We start from the raw sequence: 26,638 nt of genomic DNA, 5'->3' as shown, positions 1-26,638 counted from the left end.
ATGACCAGGGACAGTGCCGCTTCGGCGCCCGGCCGGTCCGGGGCCCACGCCGGAGGGCCTGTCGGTCACCCGTCCACCGGTTCCCGCTGGAACCGGCTGCTGGAGGGTGGGCTGCTGCACGGCGGGGTGCAGGGCAGCCCGGTGCTCCGGCTGTTCATGCGCTGGGTGCACCGTCCGCTGCTGCCCGTCATGCGGCTGTGGCGGCGCAACATCCAGCTCAAGGTCGTCGTCACCACGCTGCTGATGTCGCTCGGCGTGGTGCTGCTGCTCGGCTTCGTGGTGATCGGGCAGGTCCGCAACGGGCTGCTGGACGCGAAGGTGAAGGCGTCCCAGAGCCAGGCCACCGGCGGGTTCGCGGTGGCCAAGCAGAAGGCCGAAGAGGCGGCCAGTGTGACCGGTGACGACGGCGTGCCCGTCGTCCCCGTGGACGGCCGCCCCCCGCAGAACGTCAACCAGTGGATGAGCGAACTGGTGAAGTCGCTCTCCAGCGGCGGCCAGGGCGCCTTCGACGTGGTCACCCTCCCCATGGGCGGGGAGAGCGGCAGCGGGCGCGGTCTGCGCGCCTCCGGCTTCGTCAACTGGTCGCGCAGCGTGCCCGAGGATCTGCGGGAGCGGATCGACGGCAGCACGGTGGCGGCGCAGAGCTACACCCGGATCGTCTACGACTTCGGCGAGCCGTCCCAGCCCGGTCTGGTCATCGGCAAGCAGGTCAACGACCCCAACGGTGAGCCGTACCAGCTCTACTACCTCTTCCCCCTCACGCAGGAGGAGGAGTCGCTCAGCCTGGTCAGAGGCACGCTGGCGACGGCCGGGCTCTTCGTCGTCGTCCTGCTCGGGGCCATCGCCTGGCTCGTGGTGCGCCAGGTCGTCACGCCCGTACGGATGGCGGCGAGCATCGCGGAGCGGCTGTCCGCCGGGCGGCTGCAGGAACGGATGAAGGTCACCGGCGAGGACGACATCGCGCGGCTCGGCGAGGCCTTCAACAAGATGGCGCAGAACCTGCAGCTGAAGATCTCCCAGCTGGAGGACCTGTCGCGGATGCAGCGGCGGTTCGTTTCCGACGTGTCGCACGAGCTGCGAACGCCGCTGACCACGGTGCGGATGGCCGCCGACGTCATCCACGACGCGCGCGTGGACTTCGACCCGGTGACCGCGCGGTCGGCGGAGCTGCTCGCCGACCAGCTGGACCGGTTCGAGACGCTGCTCGCGGACCTGCTGGAGATCAGCCGCTTCGACGCGGGCGCGGCGGCGCTGGAGGCGGAGCCGATAGACCTCAGGGAGGTCGTACGGCGGGTCGTCGGCGGCGCCGAACCGCTCGCCGAGCGCAAGGGCACACGGATACGCGTCGTCGGCGACCAGCAGCCCGTCGTCGCCGAGGCGGACGCCCGGCGGGTGGAGCGGGTACTGCGCAACCTCGTCGTCAACGCCGTCGAGCACGGCGAGGGCAACGACGTCGTCGTCAAGCTCGCCGCGGCCGGAGGCGCGGTCGCCGTGGCGGTGCGCGACTACGGCGTCGGACTCAAGCCGGGCGAGGGCGCCCGTGTCTTCAGCCGCTTCTGGCGGGCCGACCCGGCACGCGCGCGTACCACCGGCGGTACGGGGCTGGGGTTGTCGATCGCCCTGGAGGACGCGCGGCTGCACGGCGGCTGGCTGCAGGCCTGGGGTGAGCCCGGTGGCGGCTCGCAGTTCCGGCTGACGCTGCCCAGGACGGCGGACGAGCCGCTGCGGGGTTCGCCGATACCACTGGAGCCGGCGGACTCGCGGAGCAACCGCGCGCTGGTCGACGCCGGCCCCGACGGCGCCGGTCCGCCGCGGGGCGCGGACAGGGCGGCCACCGTCCCGGCGCAGGCGTCGGTCGGGCAGGCACCCCCGGTGTCCGCCCGAGGACCGATCCCGCCGCGGTCGGCCGCCGGGGCCCCCACGGCCGATCCGACGGCACTGCCCGGCAACGGCGCGCGCGTGGTGCCGCGGCCCGTGTCGGGCGCGAGGAGACAGGACGGCGGATCCGCGCCGGAGGCGTCGAGCCGTCCGGACGCCGGACCGGAGGACTCGAGCAGGCAAGGGGAGGCATCTCGTGGGCGCTGACCGCGAGGGGAGCGGTCGGCGGGGGCCGGCGCGCGCGGTGACGTACGCCGTCTGTGGCGTCGTACTGCTGGCCGGGTGTGCGTCCATGCCCGACAGCGGGGATCTGCGGGGAGTGGAGTCGACGTCGCGGCAGGACCCGCAGGTGCGGGTGTTCGCGATGCCGCCGCGGGAGGACGACTCGCCCACGGAGATCGTGCAGGGCTTCCTGGAGGCGCTGACCAGCAACGAGCCCCAGTACGAGACGGCGCGCAAGTACCTGACGGGCGAGGCGGCGAGGACCTGGCGGCCGGAGCGGGCCACGACGGTGCTGACGGGAGGTCCGGGCACCGAGTCCGACCACTCCGGAAGCCGCGACGACGGCGACGACTACTCGGTCACGCTGACCGGTACCAGGGTCGCCACGGTGGACGGGCAGCAGTCGTACTCGCCGGCGGACGGTGAGTACCGCGAACCGGTGCACCTGACCCGGGACAACAAGAGCGGGCAGTGGCGCATCGACGATCTGCCGCAGGGCGTCATCATGGGCAAGGCGGACTTCCAGCGCACCTACATGTCCGTCAACAAGTACTACTTCGCCTCGAACACGGCTGCCACCACACAGGCCGGTACGAGCGCGCAGCCGGCGGCCGTCGCCGACCCCGTCTACGTGCGCCGGCTCGTGGACCCCATGACCCAGGTGGTGCGTTCCCTGATCAACGGGCCGACGGGGCTGCTCGGGCCCGTGGTCAGGTCGAGCTTCCCGACCGGGACGGCGCTGGCGAAGGACGCCGGCTCGCTGACACCCGACGATCACAACAAGCTGACGGTGCGGCTGAACGACAGGGCTGCCCGGGCCGGCGACGACAAGTGCGACGAGATGGCGGCCCAGCTCCTCTTCACGCTGCAGAACCTCACCCCGGTGGTGGAGGAGGTCGAGCTGCGCTCGGGCGGCGAGCGACTGTGCTCGCTCACCGAGGACCGGGCCGAGGCGGTCGCGACGCGCGGCTCGGCCCAGCGGCCCGACTACCTGTACTTCGTCGACGACGAGAACCGGCTGGTGCGCATCGCCGCGGGCAGTAACGGGACCCGGCCGGAACCCGTCCCCGGGGCGCTCGGCGAGGGCTCGGTGGGACTGCGGTCGGTGGCGGTGTCGCGGGACGAACACAGTGCGGCCGCCATCGGCCTCGACAACAAGTCGCTGTACGTCGGCTCGCTGGTCCCGGGTGGTTCGCTCGGCGACCCGGTACTGGTCAGCAAGGGCAAGACGGAGGAGAACCGGCTGACGCCGCCCAGCTGGGACGCGCGGGGCGACCTGTGGATCGCCGACCGCGACCCGGGCGCCCCCCGGCTGCTGCTGAAGGAGGGCGCGGGCGAGCCGCTGGAGGTGCGGACCCCGGGGCTGGACGGGCGGGTCCAGGCCGTGCGGGTGGCGGCCGACGGCGTGCGGGTCGCGCTCATCGTGGAGAAGGACGGCAAGCGGGCGCTGCTCATCGGGCGGATCGAGCGGGACGGGAAGACCGAGCGGGACGGGGAGGCTACCGAGCGGGACGGGAAGGCCGGCGGGTCTTCCTCCGCGGTGACCGTCGTCGAGCTGCGCTCCGCGACTCCGGAACTGGAGGAGGTCACGGCCATGTCCTGGGCCGGTGACAGCCGGCTCGTGGTGGTCGGGCGTGAGCGTGGGGGCGTCCAGCAGATCGGATACGTCCAGGTCGACGGCTCCACGCCGGAGGCGTCGGTGCCCGCGGCCCTGACCGGGGTGAAGGAGATCGCCGCGACGGAGGACGAGGGGCTGCCGCTGGTGGCGTACTCGGAGGACGTGATCGTGCGGCTGCCGTCAGGGCTGCAGTGGCAGAAGGTGACGGAGGGGACGGCGCCGGTCTATCCGGGGTGAGGCCTGTTTCCCGGGGTCCTGTCCCGGGGGGAGGCCTGTCCCGGGGTGCGGGCGGCCGGGGTGCGGTCTGTCCGGGGCGTGGTCGGTCCGGCCGAGGTCTGTCCACGGTGAGGTGACCGGCTGTTCCGACGCGGGCGTTCACTCGTGTGGGTGATGCGTGGCGATCGTGATCCGGAGTTTTCCACAGGGAGCCCTCCAGCGTTGTCCACAGGCCTGGTCGAGTCCTGCGGGTGTTGGCACAGTGGTGGCCATGCGGAGATGGTGGCAGGACCTCACGGACCTGGTGCTGCCGGCCGAGTGCGGAGGCTGCGGCAGGGCTCGCGCGGTGCTGTGTCCCCGGTGCCGTACGGCGTTGAACGGGGGCGCGCCGCGCCGGGTCCGGCCGGTGCCGGAGCCTTCCGGGCTGCCGGTGGTGCACGCGGCCGCCCGGTACGCGGACGAGGTGCGGGCCGCCCTGCTGGCCCACAAGGAGCGCGGCGTACTGGCTCTCACGGCACCGCTCGGCGCCGCTCTGGCGGGAGCGGTGCGGGCAGGACTCCGGGAGGCGGAGGCGGGTGCCGGTGACATGGGGTCCCCAGACCGGCGGGGGCCGGTGCTGCTCGTGCCCGTGCCCTCCGCGCGCCGGGCGGTGCGCACACGCGGGCACGACCCGGCGCGGCGGATCGCCCTCGCGGCGGCGCGGGAGTTGCGGCGGACCGGTAGGTCCGCCCGGGTGCTGGCCGTGCTGCGTCAGCGGCACGCCGTGGCCGACCAGTCGGGGCTCGGCGCCCGCCGGCGGCTGGAGAATCTCGCCGGCGCGCTGGCCGTGGTTCCCGGCGGTGGCCGGCTGCTGTGCGGGGGTGGGCCGGTCGTCCTCGTCGACGACCTGATGACCACGGGGGCGTCTCTGACGGAGGCGGCGCGTGCCGTGCGTGCGGAGAGGACCGACGCGGCTGAGTGGAGGACGGGGCCCGCCACGTACGGGACGGTGAGATCGGCTGTGTATCCGTCGGCGGCAGGGGAAGGCAGAGAGGAACGGAAGACCGGGCCCCGAATGGCGGGCCCGAACGGAGGCGGTGGCGTGATTCGTGAAGCGATCTGCGCGGCAGTGGTCGCGGCCTCACCAGATTCTTTCGAAATAAACCGGAACTGACTGAGAACTTGCGTCGTTGCAGGTAATGAGAGGTTCAATTCACCGGAACGGAGGTACGCCGCGGTAGAGGGTGACGACATCCGTCCGGGCGAGATATGTTCGGTTGTGAGGCAAAGGCGCAGGCCACACCTCTTAAATCCGAATGCCGTGCTGCGGGTTTCACCGTCATCACCCGCACCGGTGGAGTGGAGATCTCGCCCGCGGGGGAGGAGGTGGAAGTCACCGAGTCCGAGGTTCTGGGACAGACCGGAACCTGGTGCGAAAGGGAGATGCTCCGCCACAGAAGCGGAGCGATCCGGGAACGGAGTTCTGCGTGGACATCGTCGTCAAGGGCCGCAAGACCGAGGTGCCCGAGCGGTTCCGGAAGCACGTGGCCGAGAAGCTGAAGCTGGAGAAGATCCAGAAGCTCGATGGCAAGGTGATCAGCCTCGACGTCGAGGTGTCCAAGGAGCCGAACCCCCGGCAGGCCGACCGCTGTGACCGAGTGGAGATCACGCTCCGCTCCCGCGGTCCGGTGATCCGGGCGGAGGCAGCGGCGAGCGACCCGTACGCGGCACTCGACCTGGCGGCGGAGAAGCTCGGTGCCCGGCTGCGCAAGCAGCACGACAAGCGCTTCTCGCGCCGCGGTGCGCGCAGGATCTCGGCAGCCGAGGTCGCCGACCACGTCCCCGGCGCGGCGACGCTCAACGGGAGCGGTGAGGTCGTCCCGCAGGAGAAGCCGGACGGCGTACCCACCAAGAAGATCGGCTCGCTCGAGGTCCAGGGCGACGGCCCGCTCGTCGTCCGCGAGAAGACCCACGTGGCCGCACCGATGTCCCTCGACCAGGCGCTCTACGAGATGGAGCTGGTCGGGCACGACTTCTACCTGTTCGTCGACTCCGAGACCAAGGAGCCCAGCGTCGTCTACCGGCGGCACGCCTACGACTACGGCGTGATCCACCTCACCACGGACACGATGGTCACCCAGGCGAACGCTCCCGATGCGGGCGACGCACTCGGCGGCTGACGACGCCCGGTGACAGCGGACCGGTGCCCCTGGAGCGCGTGTGCGCCCCCAGGGGCACCGGTGTGCGACGGTGCGCGAGGGTGTGCGACCCCTTCGTGGCCCGTGAGTCACCCCGGTGTCGGCCGGACATGGAATCATGGCGGCAACGGCCCAACCGGTGGGTCGTTGCTCTGGGTTGGCGATGGCTCAGGACCACAGGCCACAGCCTTCAGGGGGAGGAACGATGGCGGACAGTTTCGGACCGATGCGGAGCGAGGGCGTCGACGAGGGGATCGACGACGGCGCTGCCGGCATGGGCCCGGACGCGGGCTCTGCGCGCAAGGAGCCGATCAGGGTCCTTGTCGTGGACGACCACGCCCTGTTCCGCCGCGGTCTGGAGATCGTGCTCGCGGCCGAGGAGGACATCCAGGTCGTCGGGGAGGCCGGTGACGGCGCCGAGGCCGTGGAGAAGGCCGCCGACCTGCTGCCGGACATCGTCCTGATGGATGTGCGGATGCCCAGGCGGGGCGGCATCGAGGCCTGCACCTCCATCAAGGAGGTGGCTCCCAGCGCCAAGATCATCATGTTGACGATCAGCGACGAGGAGGCCGACCTCTACGAGGCGATCAAGGCGGGTGCCACCGGATATCTCCTCAAGGAGATCTCGACGGACGAGGTGGCCACCGCCATTCGCGCGGTGGCCGACGGACAGTCGCAGATCAGTCCGTCCATGGCGTCGAAACTGCTCACCGAGTTCAAGTCGATGATCCAGCGGACCGACGAACGCCGACTCGTGCCCGCGCCCCGGCTCACCGACCGTGAGCTGGAGGTCCTCAAGCTCGTCGCCACGGGAATGAACAACCGGGACATCGCCAAGGAACTGTTCATTTCCGAGAACACCGTGAAGAACCACGTGCGCAACATCCTGGAGAAACTGCAGCTGCACTCCAGGATGGAGGCCGTGGTGTACGCGATGCGGGAGAAGATCCTCGAGATTCGGTGAAGCCGGTGACGCGCACTCCCCTCAGGTGAGGAGACGGGCCAGCTCCCTCGTGAGGGGCTCGCGCAGGTCGGGCGCGTCGACCCGTTCCACGCGCACGTCGGTGCAGCCCACCCAGCCCGCCGCCTCGACCAGGGCCTGGGCCACCGCCGGGGCCGCCTTCGCGCCGTCCAGCGTGACCTGCTTGGCGACCAGAGTGAGCCCCTCGCGCGCCGGGTCCACGCGGCCGACGAGCCGGCCGCCGGCCAGGACCGGCATCGCGAAGTAGCCGTGCACCCTCTTCTGCTTGGGCACGTAGGCCTCCAGCCGGTGGGTGAAGCCGAAGATCCGCTCCGTGCGCGCCCGCTCCCAGACCAGGGAGTCGAAGGGCGAGAGCAGCGTCGTGCGGTGCCGGCCGCGCGGGGGTGTCTCCAGGGCCGCGGGGTCCGCCCAGGCGGGCTTGGACCAGCCCTCCACGGTGACCGGGACCAGGCCCGAGTCGGCGATCACGGCGTCGACCTGCTCGGCCCTGAGCCGGTGGTAGTCCGCGATGTCCGCGCGCGTGCCGACGCCCAGGGACTGGCCGGCCAGGCGGACCAGGCGGCGCAGGCACTCGGCGTCGTCCAGCTCGTCGTGGAGCAGCGCGGCCGGGACCGCGCGCTCGGCCAGGTCGTACACCCGCTTCCAGCCGCGGCGCTCGACGCACACCACCTCGCCGTACATGAGAGCGCGCTCGACGGCGACCTTCGTACCGGACCAGTCCCACCACTCGCTGGTCCTCTTCGCGCCGCCCAGGTCCGTGGCGGTGAGGGGGCCCTCGGTGCGGAGCTGCTTGACGACCTGGTCGTAGGTGCCGTCGGGAAGGTCGTGGTTCCAGTGCGGGCGGTCGCGGTAGGCGCGGCGGCGGAAGGCGAAGTGGGGCCACTCCTCGATGGGGAGGACGCAGGCGGCGTGGGACCAGTACTCGAAGGCGTGGGTGTCTTCCCAGTAGGCGGCTTCGACTGTTCCTCGACCGACCGCGCCGAGGCGGGCGTACGGGATGAGTTCGTGGGAGCGGGCGAGGACCGAGATGGTGTCGAGCTGCACCGCGCCCAGGTGACGGAGGACACCGCGGACGCCCGCGCGGCGGTCGGGGGCGCCGAGGAACCCCTGTGCGCGGAGGGCGAGGCGGCGGGCCTCGTCTGCGGACAGTTCCGTGACGGGGGGCGGGAGGGTCGTCATACGTCCGCACGATAGGGGGTGGGTCTGACAGAGGGTGGGGGCGGCGCTCGCGGGGTGCCCGGCGTGGGGGTGGGCCGGGGTGCGTCGCGCGGCCCGGCGGTGCGGGGTGCCTCTGCCTCCCCCCAGTGCCTGAACGGCCGGGGAGGTGCCCCCAGCGCCCACCCGTACGTCCCAGTGGCACGACTGCCCGCGGCTGCGGGGGTACGGCTGCCTGTCCGCGGCCGCGTGGTGTGGCTGTCCGCGGTCAGGGCGCCGGTAGGTACGGGGACGTCGACGGGAGGGAGAGGTCCGAGGGGAGGAGGGAGCCGATCCAGCAGTCGCGGCGTATGCCGTTGTTGGTGATCGCGGAGCGCAGGGTGCCCTCCATGGTGAAGCCCGCGCGCCGGGCCACCGCGCGGGAGGCCGTGTTGCCGACCTCGGCGCGCCACTCCAGACGGTCGATCGCCCGGTCGGCGAAGGACCAGCGGGAGACGGCGACGGCGGCCTCGGTGACGTAACCGTGCCCGCGGTGCTCCTTGGCACCCCAGAAACCGATCTCGCCGACGCCCGGGGAGACCATCGTGACGCCGAGCATGCCCGCCAGCGCGCCGGAGGGGAGGAAGACACCGAAGGTGAACATCGAGCCGTTCGCCCAGCCGTCGGGGACGACGTGCTCCGTGAAGCTTCGCGCGTGCTCCGGAAGGTAGGGCGAGGGGATCGTGGTCCAGCGCTGGATGTCGGGATCCTGACAGGCGGCGTACACGGAATCGGTGTCCCGGGGGCCGACCGTGCGCAGGACGAGGCGGTCGGTGGTGAGGGCGAGGGGGTCCATCGGCCGATTCTGCGCGGCGGTCCGTGGCGGACGCCATCGTTTTGCCGTGCGTGAACAGACGGTCACTTTTCGCGCGAATCGTCGGCGGCGCGGCACCAACCGCCATGCCCGGACGTTGAACCCGACGACAGCAGACCGGAAGCTGGATGAAGGAGCACACGGTCCCCGTTACAGCAGGCTCCCGGGGTGGCGGGGTCCTCGCATACGATGGCCGTTGCTCAGTCCGTCACAGGAAAACGACCGTCCCAGGCCCGACCGGCAAGGAGACCAACCCCCGTGTCCGTCCTCTCGAAGATCATGCGTGCAGGCGAAGGCAAGATCCTGCGCAAGCTGCACCGCATCGCGGACCAGGTCAACTCCATCGAAGAGGACTTCGTCGACCTCTCCGACGCCGAGCTGCGGGCCCTCACCGATGAGTACAAGCAGCGCCACGCCGATGGTGAGAGTCTGGACGACCTGCTTCCGGAAGCCTTCGCCACCGTCCGGGAGGCCGCCAAGCGCGTCCTGGGACAGCGGCACTACGACGTGCAGATGATGGGCGGCGCGGCCCTGCACATGGGCTATGTGGCCGAGATGAAGACGGGTGAGGGCAAGACCCTCGTCGGCACCCTGCCCGCCTACCTCAACGCCCTGTCCGGCGAGGGCGTGCACATCGTCACGGTCAACGACTACCTGGCCGAGCGCGACTCCGAGATGATGGGCCGCGTCCACAAGTTCCTCGGCCTGAACGTCGGCTGCATCCTCGCCAACCAGACGCCGGCCCAGCGCCGTGAGATGTACGGCTGCGACATCACCTACGGCACGAACAACGAGTTCGGCTTCGACTACCTGCGCGACAACATGGCGTGGTCCAAGGACGAACTCGTCCAGCGCGGCCACAACTTCGCCATCGTCGACGAGGTCGACTCCATCCTCGTCGACGAGGCCCGTACGCCGCTGATCATCTCCGGCCCCGCCGACCAGGCCACCAAGTGGTACGGCGACTTCGCCAAGCTGGTCACGCGCCTGAAGAAGGGCGAGGCCGGCAACACCCTCAAGGGCATCGAGGAGACCGGCGACTACGAGGTCGACGAGAAGAAGCGCACCGTCGCCATCCACGAGTCCGGCGTCGCCAAGGTCGAGGACTGGCTGGGCATCGACAACCTCTACGAGTCGGTGAACACCCCGCTGGTCGGCTACCTGAACAACGCCATCAAGGCCAAGGAACTCTTCAAGAAGGACAAGGACTACGTCGTCATCGACGGCGAAGTCATGATCGTCGACGAGCACACCGGCCGTATCCTCGCCGGCCGCCGCTACAACGAGGGCATGCACCAGGCGATCGAGGCGAAGGAAGGGGTGGACATCAAGGACGAGAACCAGACGCTCGCCACGATCACCCTCCAGAACTTCTTCCGCCTCTACAAGCGCCACGACCACAACGGCAAGGAACAGCCGGGTCTGTCCGGCATGACCGGTACGGCGATGACCGAGGCCGCCGAGTTCCACCAGATCTACAAGCTCGGCGTGGTGCCCATCCCGACCAACCGGCCGATGGTCCGCAAGGACCAGTCGGACCTGATCTACCGCACCGAGGTCGCGAAGTTCGAGGCGGTCGTCGACGACATCGAGGAGAAGCACCGCAAGGGCCAGCCGATCCTCGTCGGCACCACCTCGGTCGAGAAGTCCGAGTACCTCTCGCAGCAGCTCAGCAAGCGCGGTGTCCAGCACGAGGTGCTGAACGCCAAGCAGCACGACCGGGAGGCGACGATCGTCGCCCAGGCGGGCCGCAAGGGCTCGGTGACGGTGGCCACGAACATGGCCGGCCGTGGTACGGACATCAAGCTCGGTGGCAACCCCGAGGACCTCGCCGAGGCGGAGCTGCGCCAGCGCGGCCTCGACCCCGAGGAGCACATCGAGGAGTGGGCCGCGGCCCTGCCCGCCGCGCTGGAGCGGGCCGAGCAGGCGGTCCAGGCGGAGTTCAACGAGGTCAAGGAGCTCGGCGGGCTCTACGTGCTGGGCACCGAACGGCACGAGTCGCGCCGTATCGACAACCAGCTGCGCGGTCGGTCCGGCCGTCAGGGCGACCCCGGCGAGTCCCGCTTCTACCTCTCCCTGGGCGACGACCTGATGCGGCTGTTCAAGGCCCAGATGGTCGAGCGCGTCATGTCGATGGCGAACGTCCCGGACGACGTGCCGATCGAGAACAAGATGGTCACGCGCGCGATCGCGTCCGCCCAGTCGCAGGTCGAGACGCAGAACTTCGAGACCCGTAAGAACGTCCTGAAGTACGACGAGGTCCTCAACCGGCAGCGCGAGGTCATCTACGGCGAGCGGCGCCGCGTCCTTGAGGGCGAGGACCTGCAGGAGCAGATCCAGCACTTCACGAACGACACGATCGACGCGTACGTGCAGGCCGAGACCGCCGAGGGCTTCCCGGAGGACTGGGACCTCGACCGTCTGTGGGGCGCCTTCAAGCAGCTCTACCCGGTGAAGATCACCGTCGAGGAGCTGGAGGAGGCGGCCGGCGACCGGGCCGGGCTGACCGCCGACTACATCGCGGAGTCCATCAAGGACGACGTCCAGGAGCAGTACCAGGCGCGTGAGGCGCAGCTCGGCTCCGAGATCATGCGTGAGCTGGAGCGCCGGGTCGTGCTGTCGGTGCTGGACCGCAAGTGGCGCGAGCACCTCTACGAGATGGACTACCTCCAGGAGGGCATCGGCCTGCGCGCGATGGCGCAGAAGGACCCGCTGGTCGAGTACCAGCGTGAGGGCTTCGACATGTTCCAGGCCATGATGGAGGGCATCAAGGAGGAGTCCGTCGGCTACCTGTTCAACCTGGAGGTCCAGGTCGAGCAGCAGGTCGAGGAGGTCCCGGTCGCGGACGCGGCGCCGTCTCTGGAGAAGGGCGCGCAGGACGCGGTCCCGGCCCAGGCGGGCGCTCGTCCGGAGATCCGCGCGAAGGGGCTCGACGCCCCGAAGCGCCGGGACCTGCACTTCTCCGCGCCGACCGTGGACGGCGAGGGCGGTGTCGTCGAGGGCGAGTTCACCACCGACGGCGAGCCCGCGCAGGCCCAGTCCGACGGTCTCACGCGCGCGGAGCGCCGCAAGCAGGCCAAGGGCGGACGACGCCGCAAGAAGTGACGGCGCGGGAGTGACGGTGCGGTGCCCGCGGGCGGCGTAGCGGTGGGAGGGGCCGGTCACCTCGGGGTGGCCGGCCCTTCGGCCTGTGGCGGGCCGGCCACAGGCCGGCGTCCAGCCGTCGGTGTTTCAGCTGCCGGCCGTGTCAGTCGTCGGCCGTGTCAGGTGTCGTCGGCCGTGTCAGTCGTCGTCGGTGTGCGGGCGGCGGGGGCCGCCCAGTTCCACCGCCGTGCAGCGCCAGCGCAGGTCGCGGCCCTGCTCCAGCCGGAAGGCCATGGCGCGCAGCCGGTCGCCCGCGCCGATGCGGGCGAAGACCTCCAGGGCACCCGGCCGGGGCTCGAAGTAGCCGATGTCGCGGACGACGGGATGGGCGCCCCGCAGACGCAGGGGGCCGTGATCGGCGAGGTGGGCCAGATCGTCGTAGGCCCGGCCGACGGTGTGGCGGAGCATCGAGTGGACGGGGCGCCGGCCGCTGAGCACGTTCAGGAGCAGTTCGGCGAAGCGGTCGGTGGGGCGGAGCTGCGGAACGGGGCGGCGAGGGGTCTGCGCGGGAACGACAGGCGCCGCCGGGGCGGGGACGGCCCCCTGGGCGGCAGGCGCGGCCGGGACGGTCACCGGGGCACCCGCCGCCGTGCGAGGAGCGGTCCTGGCCGCCCTGCCCGGGCCGGCCGTGGGCGGGCGGGTGTCCGTCGGCCTCGTGCGGGCCCGCGGGCCCCTGCCAGGGGCTCCCGGCGGCCTGCCACCGGGAGCCCCGGACCGCACGGCGCTTCCGCCGGGCCTGCGGGGAGGCGCACCGCCGGCCACGAGGGACGGGGCGTCGGCGGGCAGGTACAGCGGCGGTACGCCGGGCGGGCGGGACGTGGGATCGCCGCCGGGCCCGCGGGGCGGGGCGGGGGCGAGCGAGCCGTCCGGCGCGCGGAGGGGCGTGCTGCTCGGGCGGGGCTGGGTCCGGGTCATGACCTTGCGCATTGGGGGCTCCCCGTTCGGCGGCCCGGGAGATACCGGGCAGTAACTTCGCGTTCGGGGATCTTGTACGGGGTGGTGGGGCAGGACGGCAAGGAGGAAGGGGCCGCGTCGAGCGGGCCGGAAGGTTCACCTATCAGGGTGACCGGGATGCTCGGTAAGCCCGGGGCGGAGGGGGTGCACCGGGTGACTTCCGGGGCCGGGAGTGGACGCGTCGGGCGTCACACGCGGGAACCCGAAAGAGGACATCCGCACGTATCCTGAAGGCTCTTGCAGAGTCATCCGAGGCCGTCCGCGGCCTTCGGTGGAGCTCCCGACCACGAAAGCGGAAGTCTCATGCGCGTCTACGTCCCCCTGACCCTCGCCGGCCTCGCCGAGGCGCACAGGACGGGAAAGCTGGGGACCGGGCCGCTCGTCGCCTACGCCGTCACACCGGCGCTGCGCGAGTGGTACCGCTCGGACGACATGGAGGAGCTGGAGTACGCCGCGCTGAGCCGCGCCGCGCTGGCCTCGCTGCGGTTGCTGGCGGGCGGTGCCGGTGCGACGCGGCGCCGGGTCGTGGTCGCCGCCGACGTGGCCGAAGGCGCGGCCTCGGCCGGCCCGGGCCGGGGGCTCGGGGACGACCCGGGACAGGGGGCCGAGGACGACCCGGCGTCGCTGGGCGAGGTGCTGCTCGCCGGGCCCCTGCGGCTGGCCAAGGCGGCCGCGGTGCACGTCGACTCCGCCGACGCGGAGGCGGACGTGAGCGCGGCGGTGGAGGCCCTCGCCGCGGCGGACGGCGGGGACGACGACGCCCAGTCCGTCGTGGACGGGGCGGAGGACCACGAGCTGCTGTGGTACGCGACGCAGGAGATCCCGAACCTGCTGGGTCCCGGTCGCTGAGGGTCCCGGTCGCTGAGGGTTCTGGCCACTGAGGCGCCCGGTCACTGAGGCGCCCGGTCGGCGCGAGCCCGGTCACTGACCTCCTGTCGTCGTGGCCCCCGTCCTGGTTGTCAGTGGCGGCGGGTACGTTTTCGGGCATGGGGATGCAGACAGGGGCGCACATCGTCTGGGACTGGAACGGGACGCTGTTCCACGACAACGACGCGATCATCAGGGCGACGAACGCCGCGTTCGCCGAGCTGGGTCTGGCGGCGATCACGCTGGAGCAGTACCGGGCGCTGTACTGCGTACCGGTGCCGAAGTTCTACGAGCGGCTGATGGGGCGGCTGCCCACCGAAGCCGAGTGGGAGGTCATGGACGCGACCTTCCAACGCCACTACACCGAGCACCGGATGCGGTGCGGCCTCACCGACGGTGTGGCGGAGCTGCTCGCGGGCTGGCGGTCGGCGGGGCGCAGCCAGTCGATTCTCAGCATGTACGGGCATGACGAGCTTGTCCCGCTGGTCAAGGGGTTCGGGATCGAGACGCACTTCATACGCGTCGACGGGCGGACCGGGCCGTCCGGGGGCAGCAAGGCCGAGCACATGGTGCGGCACCTCGCGGAGCTGGCACTGGCCGGGGTGGAGCCCGCTCGCACGGTGGTCATCGGGGACGCCGCCGACGACGCGGTGGCCGCGCGGCATGTGGGGGCGGGGGCGGTGCTGTACACCGGGGGGTCGCACAGCCGGGCCAGCCTTGAGGGGGTCGGCGTGCCGGTGGTGGACACCCTGGGGGAGGCCGTGGCGGAGGCGGCGCGGCTGGCGGCGTGAGGGCGGCGCGGGTGCTGTGGCGCCGGTGACCGCGCGGTGGGCCGTGCTGCGGTGCGGCGCCCGGTGCGTGTGCCGGCCGGGGGGCGCGCGCGGCCGACGGCGGTCCCGGCGGCGTTCTGTGCAGAACGTCAAAATCGCGACCCCGGTTTTGTACACATACGGCTCGTGACGGGGCCCCGGCGAGGAGCGATAGCCTTGTGGCGTGATCAGCGCGATAGCTCGCGGGGGCACTGGTGCCCTCGCCCCGCGCCCGGTGCGCACGGACGACATCCGTGTCCGGGCGGCGGTCGCTGATCCTCGCGGGCGGGACGGGGCATCGAAGGCCCCCGGTACGGCGCCGCGCACGTTCCGGACGGTGACGGCGAGAGCGATGTCACATCCGGCGGGCGCGGCGACATTGGCTGATATGCCCCCGCTCTCCTCGCCCTGCGGCATAGCGTCGGAACGGACCGGACACCCCGTGTCCCGACGTCATGCCGGAAGGCAGGAGACCGTACTTCCTTCTACGTCACGCAACGGCGCGCGACAGGAGTCAGAGGACAATGCAGACCAAGCTGGACGAAGCCAAGGCCGAGCTGCTCGAAAGGGCTGCGCGGGTAGCTGAGAACAGCCCGGTCGGGGTGCATCTACCGACTGGGACGACGGGCGAGGGCACTCCGGACACCCCCGGGACCCCGGACCACGCATCCGTGTCCGCGTTCCTCCAGCGCTACTACCGGCATACCGCCCCGGAGGACCTGGCCGACCGCGACCCGGTCGACATCTTCGGAGCCGCCGTCTCGCACTACCGGCTGGCCGAGCACCGCCCGCAGGGCACGGCGAACGTGCGGGTGCACACCCCGACGGTCGAGGAGAACGGCTGGACGTGCAGCCACTCCGTCGTCGAGGTGGTCACGGACGACATGCCCTTCCTCGTCGACTCCGTGACCAACGAGCTGACCCGGCAGGGCCGCGGCATCCACGTCGTCGTCCACCCGCAGATCGTGGTGCGGCGCGACGTCACCGGCAGGCTCGTCGAGGTGCTCGCCGGTCCGCCCACCGCCGACCTGCCGCACGACGCGCACGTCGAGTCCTGGATCCACGTCGAGTTCGACCGTGAGACCGACCGCGGCGACCTGAAGCAGATCACCGCCGACCTGCTGCGCGTCCTGAACGACGTCCGGGAGACCGTCGAGGACTGGGGCAAGATGCGGGACGCGGCCGTCCGCATCGCGGAGCAGCTGCCGACGGAGCCCTCGCCCGGCGACCTCCCCCCGCGTGAGCTGGAGGAGGCCCGCGAGCTGCTGCGCTGGCTGGCCGACGACCACTTCACCTTCCTCGGCTACCGCGAGTACCAGCTGCGCGGCGACGACTCCCTCGCCGCCGTCCCCGGCACCGGCCTCGGCATCCTGCGCTCCGACCCGCACCACGCGGCCGACGAGAGCCACCCCGTCAGCCCCTCGTTCGGGCGGCTGCCCGCCGACGCCCGGGCCAAGGCCCGCGAGCACCGGCTGCTCGTGCTCACCAAGGCCAACAGCCGGGCCACCGTGCACCGGCCGTCGTACCTGGACTACATCGGCGTCAAGAAGTTCGACGAGAACGGCAACGTGGTCGGCGAGCGCCGCTTCCTCGGCCTGTTCTCCTCCGCCGCCTACACCGAGTCCGTCCGCCGCGTCCCGGTCATCCGGCGCAAGGTGGAGGAGGTGCTGGAGCGGGCCGGCTTCTCGCCCCACAGCCACGACGGGCGGGACCTGCTCCAGATCCTGGAGACCTACCCGCGCGACGAGCTGTTCCAGACCCCGCCGGACGAGCTGCAGGCCATCGTCACCTCCGTGCTCTACCTCCAGGAGCGGCGCCGCCTGCGCCTGTACCTGCGCCAGGACGACTACGGCCGCTACTACTCGGCCCTCGTCTACCTCCCCCGCGACCGCTACACCACCGGTGTCCGGCTGCGGATCATCGACATCCTCAAGGAGGAGCTCGGCGGCACCAGCGTCGACTTCACCGCCTGGAACACCGAGTCGATCCTGTCCCGGCTGCACTTCGTGGTCCGCGTCCCGCAGGGCACCGAGCTGCCGCAGCTGTCCGACGCCGACAAGGAGCGCATCGAGGCCCGCCTCGTCGAGGCGGCCCGCTCCTGGGCCGACGGGTTCGCCGAGGCGCTGACCGCCGAGGTCGGCGAGGAGCGGTCCGCGGAACTGCTGCGCCACTACGGGAGCGCCTTCCCCGAGGGCTACAAGGCCGACCACGGCCCGCGCTCCGCGGTCGCCGACCTCGGTCACCTGGAGCGGCTCGACGAGGAGCGGACGTTCGCGCTGAGCCTGTACGAGCCGGTCGGCGCCGCGCCCGAGGAACGGCGTTTCAAGATCTACCAGAAGGGCGGCCAGGTCTCCCTGTCGGCCGTCCTGCCGGTGCTCAGCCGCCTGGGCGTCGAGGTCACCGACGAGCGGCCGTACGAGCTGCGCCGCGCGGACCGCACGACCGCCTGGATCTACGACTTCGGGCTGCGCATGCCCAAGTCGGTGGCGGGCGGCGCCGACTACCTCGGTGACGACGCGCGCGAGCGAGTCCAGGACGCCTTCGCCGCCACCTGGACCGGCCAGGCGGAGAACGACGGCTTCAACGCCCTCGTGCTCAGCGCCGGGCTGACCTGGCGGCAGGCGATGGTGCTGCGCGCGTACGCCAAGTACCTGCGGCAGGCCGGCTCGACGTTCAGCCAGGACTACATGGAGGACACCCTCCGCAACAACGTCCACACCACGCGGCTGCTCGTCTCCCTGTTCGAGGCGCGGATGGCCCCGGAGCGGCAGCGCGCGGGGTACGAGATCGTCGACGCCCTGCTCGAGGAGGTCGACGCGGCCCTCGACCAGGTCGCGAGCCTCGACGAGGACCGCATCCTGCGCTCCTTCCTCACCGTCATCAAGGCGACGCTGCGGACGAACTTCTTCCAGGAGACGAGCGGCGGCGAGCCGCACGACTACGTCTCCATGAAGTTCGACCCGCAGGTCATCCCCGACCTGCCCGCACCGCGTCCGGCGTTCGAGATCTGGGTGTACTCGCCGCGTGTCGAGGGCGTGCACCTGCGCTTCGGCAAGGTCGCGCGCGGTGGTCTGCGCTGGTCGGACCGGAGGGAGGACTTCCGCACGGAGATCCTCGGCCTGGTCAAGGCGCAGATGGTGAAGAACACCGTCATCGTGCCGGTGGGGGCCAAGGGCGGCTTCGTCGCCAAGCAGCTGCCCGACCCGAGCGTGGACCGCGACGCCTGGATGGCCGAGGGCATCGCCAGCTACCGGACCTTCATCTCGGCGCTGCTCGACATCACCGACAACATGGTGGCCGGCGAGGTCGTGCACCCGGCGGACGTCGTCCGGCACGACGAGGACGACACCTATCTCGTCGTCGCCGCCGACAAGGGCACCGCGAAGTTCTCGGACATCGCCAACGAGGTCGCCGAGTCCTACAACTTCTGGCTCGGCGACGCCTTCGCCTCCGGCGGCTCGGCGGGCTACGACCACAAGGGCATGGGCATCACCGCCCGCGGCGCCTGGGAGTCCGTCAAGCGGCACTTCCGGGAGCTGGGCGTGGACACCCAGACCCAGGACTTCACCGTCGTCGGCGTCGGTGACATGTCCGGTGACGTCTTCGGCAACGGCATGCTGCTCAGCGAGCACATCCGCCTGGTCGCCGCCTTCGACCACCGGCACATCTTCGTCGACCCGGCCCCGGACGCGGCCACCTCGTACGCCGAGCGGCGCCGCCTGTTCGAGCTGCCGCGCTCGTCGTGGGCGGACTACGACACCGCGCTGCTGTCGGCGGGCGGCGGCGTCTTCCCGCGCTCGGCCAAGTCGATCCCGGTCAACGCCCACATGCGCGAGGCCCTCGGCATCGAGCCCGGCATCACCAAGATGACCCCGGCCGAGCTGATGAAGGCGATCCTCACCTCCCCGGTGGACCTGCTGTGGAACGGCGGCATCGGTACCTACGTCAAGGCGTCCACCGAGTCCAACGGCGACGTCGGCGACAAGGCCAACGACGCCATCCGCGTCGACGGCAAGGACCTGCGGGTCCAGGTCGTCGGCGAGGGCGGCAACCTGGGCATGACCCAGCTGGGCCGGATCGAGTTCGCGCTGCACGGCGGCAGGATCAACACCGACGCCATCGACAACAGCGCGGGAGTGGACACCTCCGACCACGAGGTGAACATCAAGATCCTACTCAACGGTCTCGTCAAGGACGGCGACATGACCGTCAAGCAGCGCAACAAGCTGCTCGCCGAGATGACCGACGAGGTCGGCGCCCTGGTCCTGCGCAACAACTACGCGCAGAACACGGCGATCGCCAACGCACTGGCCCAGTCCAAGGACATGCTCCACGCCCAGCAGCGCTTCATGCGCCACCTGGTCCGGGAGGGGCACCTCAACCGGGCCCTGGAGTTCCTGCCCACGGACCGCCAGATCCGCGAGCGCCTCAACACGGGGCACGGCCTGACCGGCCCGGAGACGGCCGTGCTGCTGGCGTACACGAAGATCACGGTCGCCGAGGAGCTGCTGCACACCTCGCTGCCCGACGACCCGTACCTCAAGGGCCTGCTGCACGCCTACTTCCCGACCGCGCTGCGCGAGCGGTTCGGCGACCGGATCGACGGCCACCCGCTGCGCCGCGAGATCACGACGACCGTCCTGGTCAACGACACGGTCAACACGGGCGGTACGACGTACCTGCACCGGATGCGTGAGGAGACCGGCGCGTCGCTGGAGGAGATCGTGCGGGCGCAGACCGCGGCCCGGGCGATCTTCCGCTCCTCCCCGGTCTGGGACGCGGTGGAGGCCCTGGACACCAGGGTCGAGGCCGGTGTGCAGACCCGTATCCGGCTGCACTCGCGCCGCCTGGTCGAGCGCGGCACGCGCTGGCTGCTCAACAACCGGCCGCAGCCGCTGGAGCTCGCCGAGACGGTGGACTTCTTCGCCGAGCGCGTCGAGCAGGTCTGGGCGCAGCTGCCCAAGCTGCTGCGCGGCGCGGACGCGGAGTGGTACCAGCACATCTACGACGAGCTGACCGCCGCCGGGGTGCCGGACGAGCCGGCCACGCGGGTGGCCGGGTTCTCCTCGGCCTTCCCGACGCTGGACATCGTGTCGGTGGCCGACCGCACGGGCAAGGAGCCGCTGGACGTCGCCGAGGTGTACTACGACCTCGCCGACCGGCTGAGCGTCACCCAGCTCATGGACCGGATCAGCGACCTGCCGCGCACCGACCGCTGGCAGTCCATGGCCCGCGCGGCGATCCGCGAGGACCTGTACGCGGCGCACGCCTCGCTCACCGCCGACGTCCTGGCGGCGGGCAACGGCACGTCGACGCCCGAGCAGCGGTTCCAGGCGTGGGAGCGGAAGAACGCGGCGATCCTCGGCCGGGCCCGCACCACGCTGGAGGAGATCCACGGCTCGGACGAGTTCGACCTGTCCAACCTGTCGGTGGCGATGCGGACGATCCGGACGCTGCTGCGCACCCACGCGTGACGGCGTGACGGCGTGACGCGATAGCGGCACGGCCGCGTGAGGCGCCCCGGGGCCGCGGCCCCGGGGCGCCTCTGCCGTGCGGTGTTCACGCGGCCGTCTTCGCCTTGGCCGCCGGCTTGGGCTTCGCCGGCCTGTCCGGGCCGCCCGTGAACTTCTCGTACTCCCTCAGGACCTCCTCCGTCGGCCCGTCCATGCGCAGCTCGCCGCGTTCCAGCCACAGCACCCGGTCGCAGGTGTCGCGGATGGACTTGTTGCTGTGGCTGACCAGGAACACCGTGCCCGCGTGCTTGCGCAGCTCCCGGATGCGTTCCTCGGAGCGCTTCTGGAAGGAGCGGTCGCCGGTGGCCAGGGCCTCGTCGACGAGGAGGACGTCGTGGTCCTTGGCGGCGGCGATGGAGAAGCGCAGCCGGGCCGCCATGCCGGAGGAGTACGTGCGCATCGGCAGGGTGATGAAGTCGCCCTTGTCGTTGATGCCGGAGAAGTCGACGATCTCCTGGTAGCGCTCCTTGATCTGCGCGCGGGACATGCCCATCGCCAGGCCGCCGAGGTGGACGTTGCGCTCGCCGGTGAGGTCGTTCATCAGGGCCGCGTTGACGCCGAGGAGGGAGGGCTGGCCGTCCGTGTAGATACGGCCGTTCTCCACCGGGAGCAGGCCGGCGACCGCCTTGAGCAGGGTCGACTTGCCGGAGCCGTTGGTGCCGATCAGCCCGATGGCCTCGCCCCGGTACGCCACGAACGACACGTTCCGCACGGCGTGCACCCGGCGTACGCCCGCCGCCTTCTCGGCCTTCCCGCGGCGCAGGATGCGGTTGAGGGCGGCGGTCGCGGAGCCGCGGCCGGCGCCGGTGCCGTTGACCCGGTAGACGATGTCGACGCCGTCGGCGACGACGGTGGGGACGCGTTCGCCCACCTGGTTGCTGGGGGTGTTGTCAGCCACGACCGTACGTCTCCTCGGCCTTCCAGAAGTAGATGAAGCCGCCGATTCCGGCGAGCAGCGCCCAGCCCGTCGCGAGCGCCCACACGTGGGGCGGCAGGGCGCTCCCGTCGAAGGTGTCGATCAGGGCGAAGCGCATCAGGTCGATGTAGACGACGGCGGGATTGAGCTGGAGCACGGTGCCGACCCAGGACGGCAGGCCGCTGTCCGGGCCGGTCATGTGGTCGATGCTGAACATGACGCCCGAGGCGTACATCCAGGTCCGCAGCAGGAACGGCATCAGCTGCGCCATGTCGGGGATCTTGGAACCCACCCGGGCCATGACCAGTGCCACGCCCGCGTTGAACACGAACTGCAGCACCAGCGCCGGGACCGCCAGCACCCAGGAGGCGGCGGGCGGTACGCCGAAGCCGAGCAGGATCACGGCCAGGGCGGCCATCGAGAACAGCAGCTGCTGCAACTGCTGGAGGCAGAAGGAGACCGGCAGTGCGGCCCGGGGGAAGTGCAGGGCGCGCACGAGGCCGAGATTGCCGGAGACGGCCTTGGTGCCCGCCATGATCGAGCTCTGTGTGAACGTCCACACGAACACGCCGGTGACCAGGAACGGAACGAAGTCCTCCACGCCCCGGCTGGTGTTCATCAGCATGCCGAAGATGAAGTAGTACACCGCCGCGTTGAGCAGGGGCGTCATCACCTGCCAGACCTGGCCCAGCTTGGCCTGGCTGTACTGGGCGGTGAGTTTGGCGGTGGAGAAGGCGGTGATGAAGTGCCGGCGCGCCCACAGCTGTCGGACGTACTCGGGCAGGGAGGGGCGGGCACCGCTGACCGACAGACCGTGGCGGGCGGCGAGGGCCGCGAGGTCGTGGTCGGCGGCGGGGGCGGCCGGGGCCGCTGTCGGGGGCGGTGTGTGGAGGGCCTGGCTCACATCCGCTGCTTTCGGTTCGGGAGGAGGGGGAGGCGAGGGACGGCGCCCGTCGTTCACCTGGGTGACCCGGCACGTTCATTCACGTCGGGACGGCACCGTATCGTCGTGACGTGAGCGTAGGGCGTGATGACGCCGGAACGCAACCGTTTCGTCGTGACGCCCTATGCTTGGCTCGCATGACGACCAACGCCGACGAGCCGCAGCCGCGACCGCGCCGCCGGGCCCCCGCGGGTGCGGCGGTGCTCCGTGAGGACGTGACGGAGGCCATCCGGGCGGCGGTCTTCGAGGAGCTCGCGGCGGTCGGCTACGCGCGGATGTCCATCGAGGGCATCGCGCGCCGGGCGGGCGTCGGCAAGACGGCCGTCTACCGGCGCTGGCGCTCCAAGCTCCACCTGGTGCTCGACATCGTCTCGGCGCTCGCCGTGCAGGGCCTGCCCGCGCCCGACACGGGGTCCCTGGAGGGCGACCTGCGACTGCTGTACGAGGTGACGTCCCGCGCCCTGCGCCACCCGGTGGCCTCGCAGATCATCCCCGACCTCCAGGCGGAGGCGGCCCGCAATCCCGACATCGCGGAAGCCATGCAGAAGACTCTGCGCCAGGGCCAGGACGGTGTCGCCAGCAAGATCCTCGCGGCGGCCGAACAGCGCGGTGAGCTCGCCGCCGGCCTCGACACCGACCTGGCCCTGGACCTGATCTCGGGCCCGCTGTACTGGCGCTCGGTGGTCGTCCGCGGCCCGAAGCCGCCGAAGGGGTACCTGGGGGCGCTGGCGCGCGCCACGGCCGAGGGGCTGAAGGCGCTGTGAGTCGGACCGGCATCTGACGACCGCGCACCCCGCACGTCCGGGCCCGAGCCTGGAGGCGGGCGTGCGGCGCACAGCCTGTCCGTGCTTCGGCTCAGTCGATAGCCTGTGGCGCTATGAGGCGTGCGTGGATGTTGCCGGTGCTGCTGGTGGTCTCTGGCTCAGGTGCTGCGATCGGGCTGATCGCCCAGGGGAGACTCGGCACAGCCGTCGCACTCCTGCTGATGTTCGTGCTGCTGGCGGCCGTGTACTCGCCTCTGGTCTTTCCGAGGTCGATCGGCGCGCTGGAGGCGCGACGCCGCAGCGCCGCCGACGGCCGGCCGATCGTCTACTGGCGGCCGGGCTGCGCGTACTGTCTGCGACTGCGCTTCCGGCTGGGCCGCGGCGCCCGCCGGCTGCACTGGGTCGACATATGGCGTGACCCGGAGGGGGCGGCGGTGGTGAGAGCGGCCAACGACGGCAACGAGACCGTGCCCACGCTCATGGTGGCGGGCCGGCCGTACGTCAACCCCGATCCCGACTGGGTGCGCGAACAGGCCCTCTCCTCCAGGTGAACGGGCGCGTCACCGTGGTTCAGCCGCACAGCGCCCGGGTGAGCCCGGCCAGTTCCGCCATGCGCAGCACCCGCCCGCCGAACCCCGGCAGCGGTACGCGCAGGACCTCGGTCCAGCGGGTGGGGACCGCCGCGACGCCGTGCACGGCCCCGGCCAGTCCGCCGGTGACGGCGGCCACGGTGTCGGTGTCGCCGCCGAGGTCGATCGCGGCGCGCACGGCGTCCTCGTAGGAGGAGGTCGTACGCAGCGCCCACACGGCGGAGCCGAGGCAGGGCCGGACGGCGCCGTTGAACTCGGTCGCCAGGTCGGGGTGCCAGTCGGGGGCGAGGACGGTGGCGTAGCGGGCGCGGTGGTCGGGGTGGACCGCGCGCAGGGTGCCGGGCAGGGCGGTGAGCGGGTCGTCGCCCGCCAGGGCGACCCGCACCAGCTCGTGGAAGACCGCCGTGCCCTCCCACGCCGCGCGGTCCCCGTGGGTGAGCGCGGCGAGGCGGCGGGCGGCGTCCATGGTGGCGTCCCGGCCCAGGGGCGCGAAGTGCACGGCGGACGGTGCGGCCCGCATCAGCGCGCCGTTGCCCGCGCCCCGTCCGTTGGTGTGGAAGTGCAGGGCGGCGGCCGTGTCCCAGGGGCCGCCGGCGCTCAGTACGGCCTCGGTCAGCAGGCCGATGTCCTTGGGACCGGCGGCGGCCCAGCGGCAGAACCGCCCGAAGACGTCCGGCAGGTCGAGCCCGCCGCACTCCAGCAGGGACTCGGCGACCAGGACCGCCATCTGGGTGTCGTCCGTGGCCTCGCCCGGGTCCCAGCCGCCGCCCCCGCACATCTCGCCGCCCTGTCCGGGACGGGGCAAGCGGGCGGAGAAGGCGCCCTGCGGGCCGAACTCGAAGGGCGCGCCCAGCGCGTCACCGACGGCCGACCCGACGACGGCACCCAGGGCGCGTTCGGTGGTCGAGAGCTTCGGCATCGACCGGCGGCACGCTTCAGTCCCGCGCCGCCCCCGGATGCAGCCGCACCCACCCCGCCCAGGCCGACGTGATCATGTCCTCGACGTCGTACTTGGCCTTCCAGCCCAGTTCCACGGCGGCGCGGTCGGCCGAGGCGACCACGCGGGCCGGGTCGCCGGGGCGGCGGGGCGTGACCGTCGGGGGGTGGTCGTGACCCGTGAGGGTGTTGACGCGGTCGATCATCTCGCGGACGGAGACGCCCTCGCCCCGGCCGATGTTGAGGGTGAGGGAGCGTCCGGGGGAGGCCGCCAGGCCGCGGGCCGCGGCGACGTGGGCCTCGGCCAGGTCGGCCACGTGGATGTAGTCGCGCACGCAGGTGCCGTCCGGCGTCGCGTAGTCGTCGCCGAAGACGCGCGGGGCGGCGCCCTCCGTCAGCTTCTCGAAGACCATCGGGACGAGGTTGTGGACGCCGGTGTCGGCCAGCTCCGGGCTCGCGGCGCCCGCCACGTTGAAGTACCGCAGACAGGCCGTGGACAGTCCCGTCGCCCGGCCGGTCGCGCGGACCAGCCACTCACCGGCCAGCTTGGTCTCGCCGTACGGAGACATGGGCAGGCAGGGTGTCTCCTCCGTCACCAGGTCCACGTCGGGCATGCCGTACACGGCCGCGGAGGAGGAGAAGACGAAGGACCGGACGCCGGCCGAGGCGACCGCCTCCAGCAGGACGCGCAGGCCCTCGACGTTCTCCCGGTAGTAGCGCAGCGGCTGGTCCACCGACTCGCCGACCTGCTTCTTGGCGGCCAGGTGCACCACACCGGTGACCGCGTGGTCGGCCAGGGCGCGCGCGACCCGCTCGCCGTCCAGGACCGAGCCCACCACCAGGGGCACACCGTCGGGCACGCGCTCGGCGATCCCGGTGGACAGGTCGTCGTACACGACCGCCTTCTCGCCCGCCTCGGTCATCGCCCGTACGACGTGCGCCCCGATGTATCCGGCGCCGCCGGTGATCAGCCAGGTCATTGCGGCCGTCCCCTCGTCAGTGGTCCTCGGTAGTCATGATCCGTCATTCCGGCACCCGGGCGGGCACCGGCACCCCTCAGGACGGGGCGGGGGCCGACTCGGTGCCGTACGCGTCGATGGCCGCAGTGAGGCGGTCGAGGCGGGCGCGCAGGTCCTGGACCTCCGCCAGGTCCAGGCCGGTCGCCGCGGCGATCCGGCGCGGCACCTCGACGGCCCGCTCGCGCAGCGCCACGCCCCGCGCGGTCAGCCGTACCTCCACCGACCGCTCGTCGCGCGCGCTGCGCTCCCGCCGGACCAGACCGGCCGTCTCCAGCCGTTTGAGCAGCGGCGAGAGCGTGCCGGAGTCGAGCCGCAGGTGCTCGCCGAGCTTCTTGACCGGCAGTTCCCCGTGCTCCCACAGCACCAGCAGCACCAGGTACTGCGGGTAGGTGAGGCCGAGGTCCTTGAGGACCACGCGGTAGACGCCGTTGAAGGCGCGCGAGGCGGCGTTCAGGGAGAAGCAGATCTGCTGGTCCAGGCGGAGCCAGTCCGTTGCGGGCGTGGTCATGCGTTTCAGGGTAGCCGACAGCCCTTGTCCACGATTCAGTTGTGCGCAATTGAATTGCGTGCTCTACTTGTCGTCGTCAGGCGTCGCCACGACGCTTCTCCTCGAACCGAGAGGGACGGTCTCCCATGGACGCGCTCTACACCGCCGCCGCCACCGCCACCCACGGCCGCGACGGCCGCACCGTCAGCTCCGACGGCACGCTCGACCTCGCGCTCGGCGTCCCCGTCGAGATGGGCGGCAACGGACAGGGCACCAACCCCGAGCAGCTGTTCGCCGCCGGGTACGCCGCCTGTTTCGGCAGCGCCCTCGGCCTCGTCGGCCGGCAGGCGAAGGTCGACGTCAGCGACGCCGCGGTGACCGCCGAGGTCGGCATCGGCAAGCAGGGCGAGGGATTCGCGCTCGCCGTCACCCTGAGGGTCGAGCTGCCCGAGGGCCTGGACGAGGAGATGGGCCGCAAGCTGGTCGAGCAGGCCCACCAGGTCTGCCCGTACTCCAACGCCACCCGCGGCAACATCCCGGTCGACCTCGTCATCGAGTAGGCACCGCCGCCGACCCGTCACCGGGCAGCCGCAGG

The 26,638-nt window shown here is 71.6% G+C and carries 20 protein-coding genes; 12 read left to right on the top strand and 8 right to left on the bottom strand.

What is annotated here, in order from left to right; translation table 11 throughout:
- The 5 genes from mtrB to ACH4NX_RS31250 all read left to right on the top strand — a co-directional run bounded on the left by mtrB (position 1) and on the right by ACH4NX_RS31250 (position 7,075).
- Entirely contained in the window at positions 1-2,085 is a 2,085-nt protein-coding gene (gene mtrB, locus ACH4NX_RS31270; protein WP_351399847.1) for an MtrAB system histidine kinase MtrB, read from the top strand.
- Entirely contained in the window at positions 2,075-3,955 is a 1,881-nt protein-coding gene (locus ACH4NX_RS31265) for an LpqB family beta-propeller domain-containing protein (protein ID WP_398129521.1), read from the top strand. Before mtrB ends, ACH4NX_RS31265 begins: the two co-directional genes overlap by 11 nt.
- Positions 3,956-4,205: 250 nt before the next feature.
- Positions 4,206-5,087, top strand: a complete 882-nt coding sequence (locus ACH4NX_RS31260) for a ComF family protein (RefSeq protein WP_351399851.1) — start codon at positions 4,206-4,208, stop codon at positions 5,085-5,087.
- Between the two features lie 313 nt (positions 5,088-5,400).
- On the top strand, positions 5,401-6,093 hold the full coding sequence (gene hpf / locus ACH4NX_RS31255) for a ribosome hibernation-promoting factor, HPF/YfiA family (protein WP_351399853.1): 693 nt from the start codon (positions 5,401-5,403) through the stop codon (positions 6,091-6,093).
- Positions 6,094-6,316: 223 nt separating this feature from the next.
- Positions 6,317-7,075 carry a response regulator transcription factor gene (locus ACH4NX_RS31250; protein ID WP_351399855.1) on the top strand — a complete coding sequence of 253 codons (759 nt, stop codon included), beginning with the start codon at positions 6,317-6,319 and terminating at the stop codon, positions 7,073-7,075.
- A gap of 21 nt (positions 7,076-7,096) precedes the next feature.
- Here ACH4NX_RS31250 and ACH4NX_RS31245 read toward each other — a convergent pair whose 3' ends face one another.
- The gene (locus ACH4NX_RS31245; protein WP_351399857.1) at positions 7,097-8,272 is read right to left on the bottom strand and encodes a DNA glycosylase AlkZ-like family protein; all 1,176 of its coding nucleotides are present in this window, start codon (positions 8,270-8,272) and stop codon (positions 7,097-7,099) included.
- Between the two features lie 244 nt (positions 8,273-8,516).
- Positions 8,517-9,083, bottom strand: a complete 567-nt coding sequence (locus tag ACH4NX_RS31240) for a GNAT family N-acetyltransferase (RefSeq protein WP_351399860.1) — start codon at positions 9,081-9,083, stop codon at positions 8,517-8,519.
- A gap of 276 nt (positions 9,084-9,359) precedes the next feature.
- Between ACH4NX_RS31240 and secA the strand changes: the two genes are divergently transcribed.
- Entirely contained in the window at positions 9,360-12,206 is a 2,847-nt protein-coding gene (gene secA, locus ACH4NX_RS31235; protein WP_398129522.1) for a preprotein translocase subunit SecA, read from the top strand.
- A 177-nt stretch (positions 12,207-12,383) separates the two neighbouring features.
- On the opposite strand, the gene ACH4NX_RS31230 is transcribed toward secA, so the two are convergent.
- The gene (locus tag ACH4NX_RS31230; protein WP_398129523.1) at positions 12,384-13,172 is read right to left on the bottom strand and encodes an Rv3235 family protein; all 789 of its coding nucleotides are present in this window, start codon (positions 13,170-13,172) and stop codon (positions 12,384-12,386) included.
- A gap of 330 nt (positions 13,173-13,502) precedes the next feature.
- Here ACH4NX_RS31230 and ACH4NX_RS31225 point away from each other — a divergent pair, with 330 nt between their 5' ends.
- The 3 genes from ACH4NX_RS31225 to ACH4NX_RS31215 all read left to right on the top strand — a co-directional run bounded on the left by ACH4NX_RS31225 (position 13,503) and on the right by ACH4NX_RS31215 (position 20,349).
- A complete protein-coding gene (locus ACH4NX_RS31225; RefSeq protein WP_351399866.1) occupies positions 13,503-14,048 on the top strand; it encodes a DUF6912 family protein in 546 nt (181 codons plus the stop codon).
- 137 nt (positions 14,049-14,185) lie between these two features.
- Complete coding sequence (locus tag ACH4NX_RS31220) at positions 14,186-14,857, top strand: HAD family hydrolase (protein WP_351399868.1); 672 nt, start codon at positions 14,186-14,188, stop codon at positions 14,855-14,857.
- 542 nt (positions 14,858-15,399) lie between these two features.
- Entirely contained in the window at positions 15,400-20,349 is a 4,950-nt protein-coding gene (locus tag ACH4NX_RS31215; protein ID WP_351399870.1) for an NAD-glutamate dehydrogenase, read from the top strand.
- A gap of 85 nt (positions 20,350-20,434) precedes the next feature.
- On the opposite strand, the gene ACH4NX_RS31210 is transcribed toward ACH4NX_RS31215, so the two are convergent.
- Positions 20,435-21,286 (bottom strand): ABC transporter ATP-binding protein, encoded by an 852-nt coding sequence (locus ACH4NX_RS31210; RefSeq protein WP_398129524.1) that lies wholly within the window; start codon positions 21,284-21,286, stop codon positions 20,435-20,437.
- Positions 21,279-22,208: an ABC transporter permease gene (locus ACH4NX_RS31205; RefSeq protein ID WP_351399874.1), complete on the bottom strand. Its 930-nt coding sequence runs from the start codon at positions 22,206-22,208 to the stop codon at positions 21,279-21,281. Before ACH4NX_RS31205 ends, ACH4NX_RS31210 begins: the two co-directional genes overlap by 8 nt.
- Before the next feature lie 176 nt (positions 22,209-22,384).
- On the opposite strand from ACH4NX_RS31205, the gene ACH4NX_RS31200 reads away from it, so the two are divergent.
- A complete protein-coding gene (locus ACH4NX_RS31200) occupies positions 22,385-23,011 on the top strand; it encodes a TetR/AcrR family transcriptional regulator (RefSeq protein ID WP_351399876.1) in 627 nt (208 codons plus the stop codon).
- 113 nt (positions 23,012-23,124) lie between these two features.
- Complete coding sequence (locus ACH4NX_RS31195; protein ID WP_398129525.1) at positions 23,125-23,562, top strand: glutaredoxin domain-containing protein; 438 nt, start codon at positions 23,125-23,127, stop codon at positions 23,560-23,562.
- Between the two features lie 19 nt (positions 23,563-23,581).
- Here ACH4NX_RS31195 and ACH4NX_RS31190 read toward each other — a convergent pair whose 3' ends face one another.
- The 3 genes from ACH4NX_RS31190 to ACH4NX_RS31180 form a co-directional block, all read right to left on the bottom strand.
- Positions 23,582-24,520: an ADP-ribosylglycohydrolase family protein gene (locus ACH4NX_RS31190; protein WP_398129526.1), complete on the bottom strand. Its 939-nt coding sequence runs from the start codon at positions 24,518-24,520 to the stop codon at positions 23,582-23,584.
- Between the two features lie 16 nt (positions 24,521-24,536).
- Positions 24,537-25,517 (bottom strand): UDP-glucose 4-epimerase GalE, encoded by a 981-nt coding sequence (gene galE, locus ACH4NX_RS31185; RefSeq protein WP_398129527.1) that lies wholly within the window; start codon positions 25,515-25,517, stop codon positions 24,537-24,539.
- Between the two features lie 76 nt (positions 25,518-25,593).
- On the bottom strand, positions 25,594-26,064 hold the full coding sequence (locus ACH4NX_RS31180) for a MarR family winged helix-turn-helix transcriptional regulator (protein WP_398129528.1): 471 nt from the start codon (positions 26,062-26,064) through the stop codon (positions 25,594-25,596).
- Positions 26,065-26,189: 125 nt separating this feature from the next.
- On the opposite strand from ACH4NX_RS31180, the gene ACH4NX_RS31175 reads away from it, so the two are divergent.
- Positions 26,190-26,603 (top strand): organic hydroperoxide resistance protein, encoded by a 414-nt coding sequence (locus tag ACH4NX_RS31175; protein ID WP_351399884.1) that lies wholly within the window; start codon positions 26,190-26,192, stop codon positions 26,601-26,603.
- Positions 26,604-26,638 lie beyond the last annotated feature (35 nt).

Source organism: Streptomyces sp. NPDC017225 (assembly GCF_044331465.1).
GTDB lineage: Bacteria > Actinomycetota > Actinomycetes > Streptomycetales > Streptomycetaceae > Streptomyces.
Note: the sequence above shows the minus strand (reverse complement) of the source record. Positions and strands in the feature narration are given on the sequence as shown.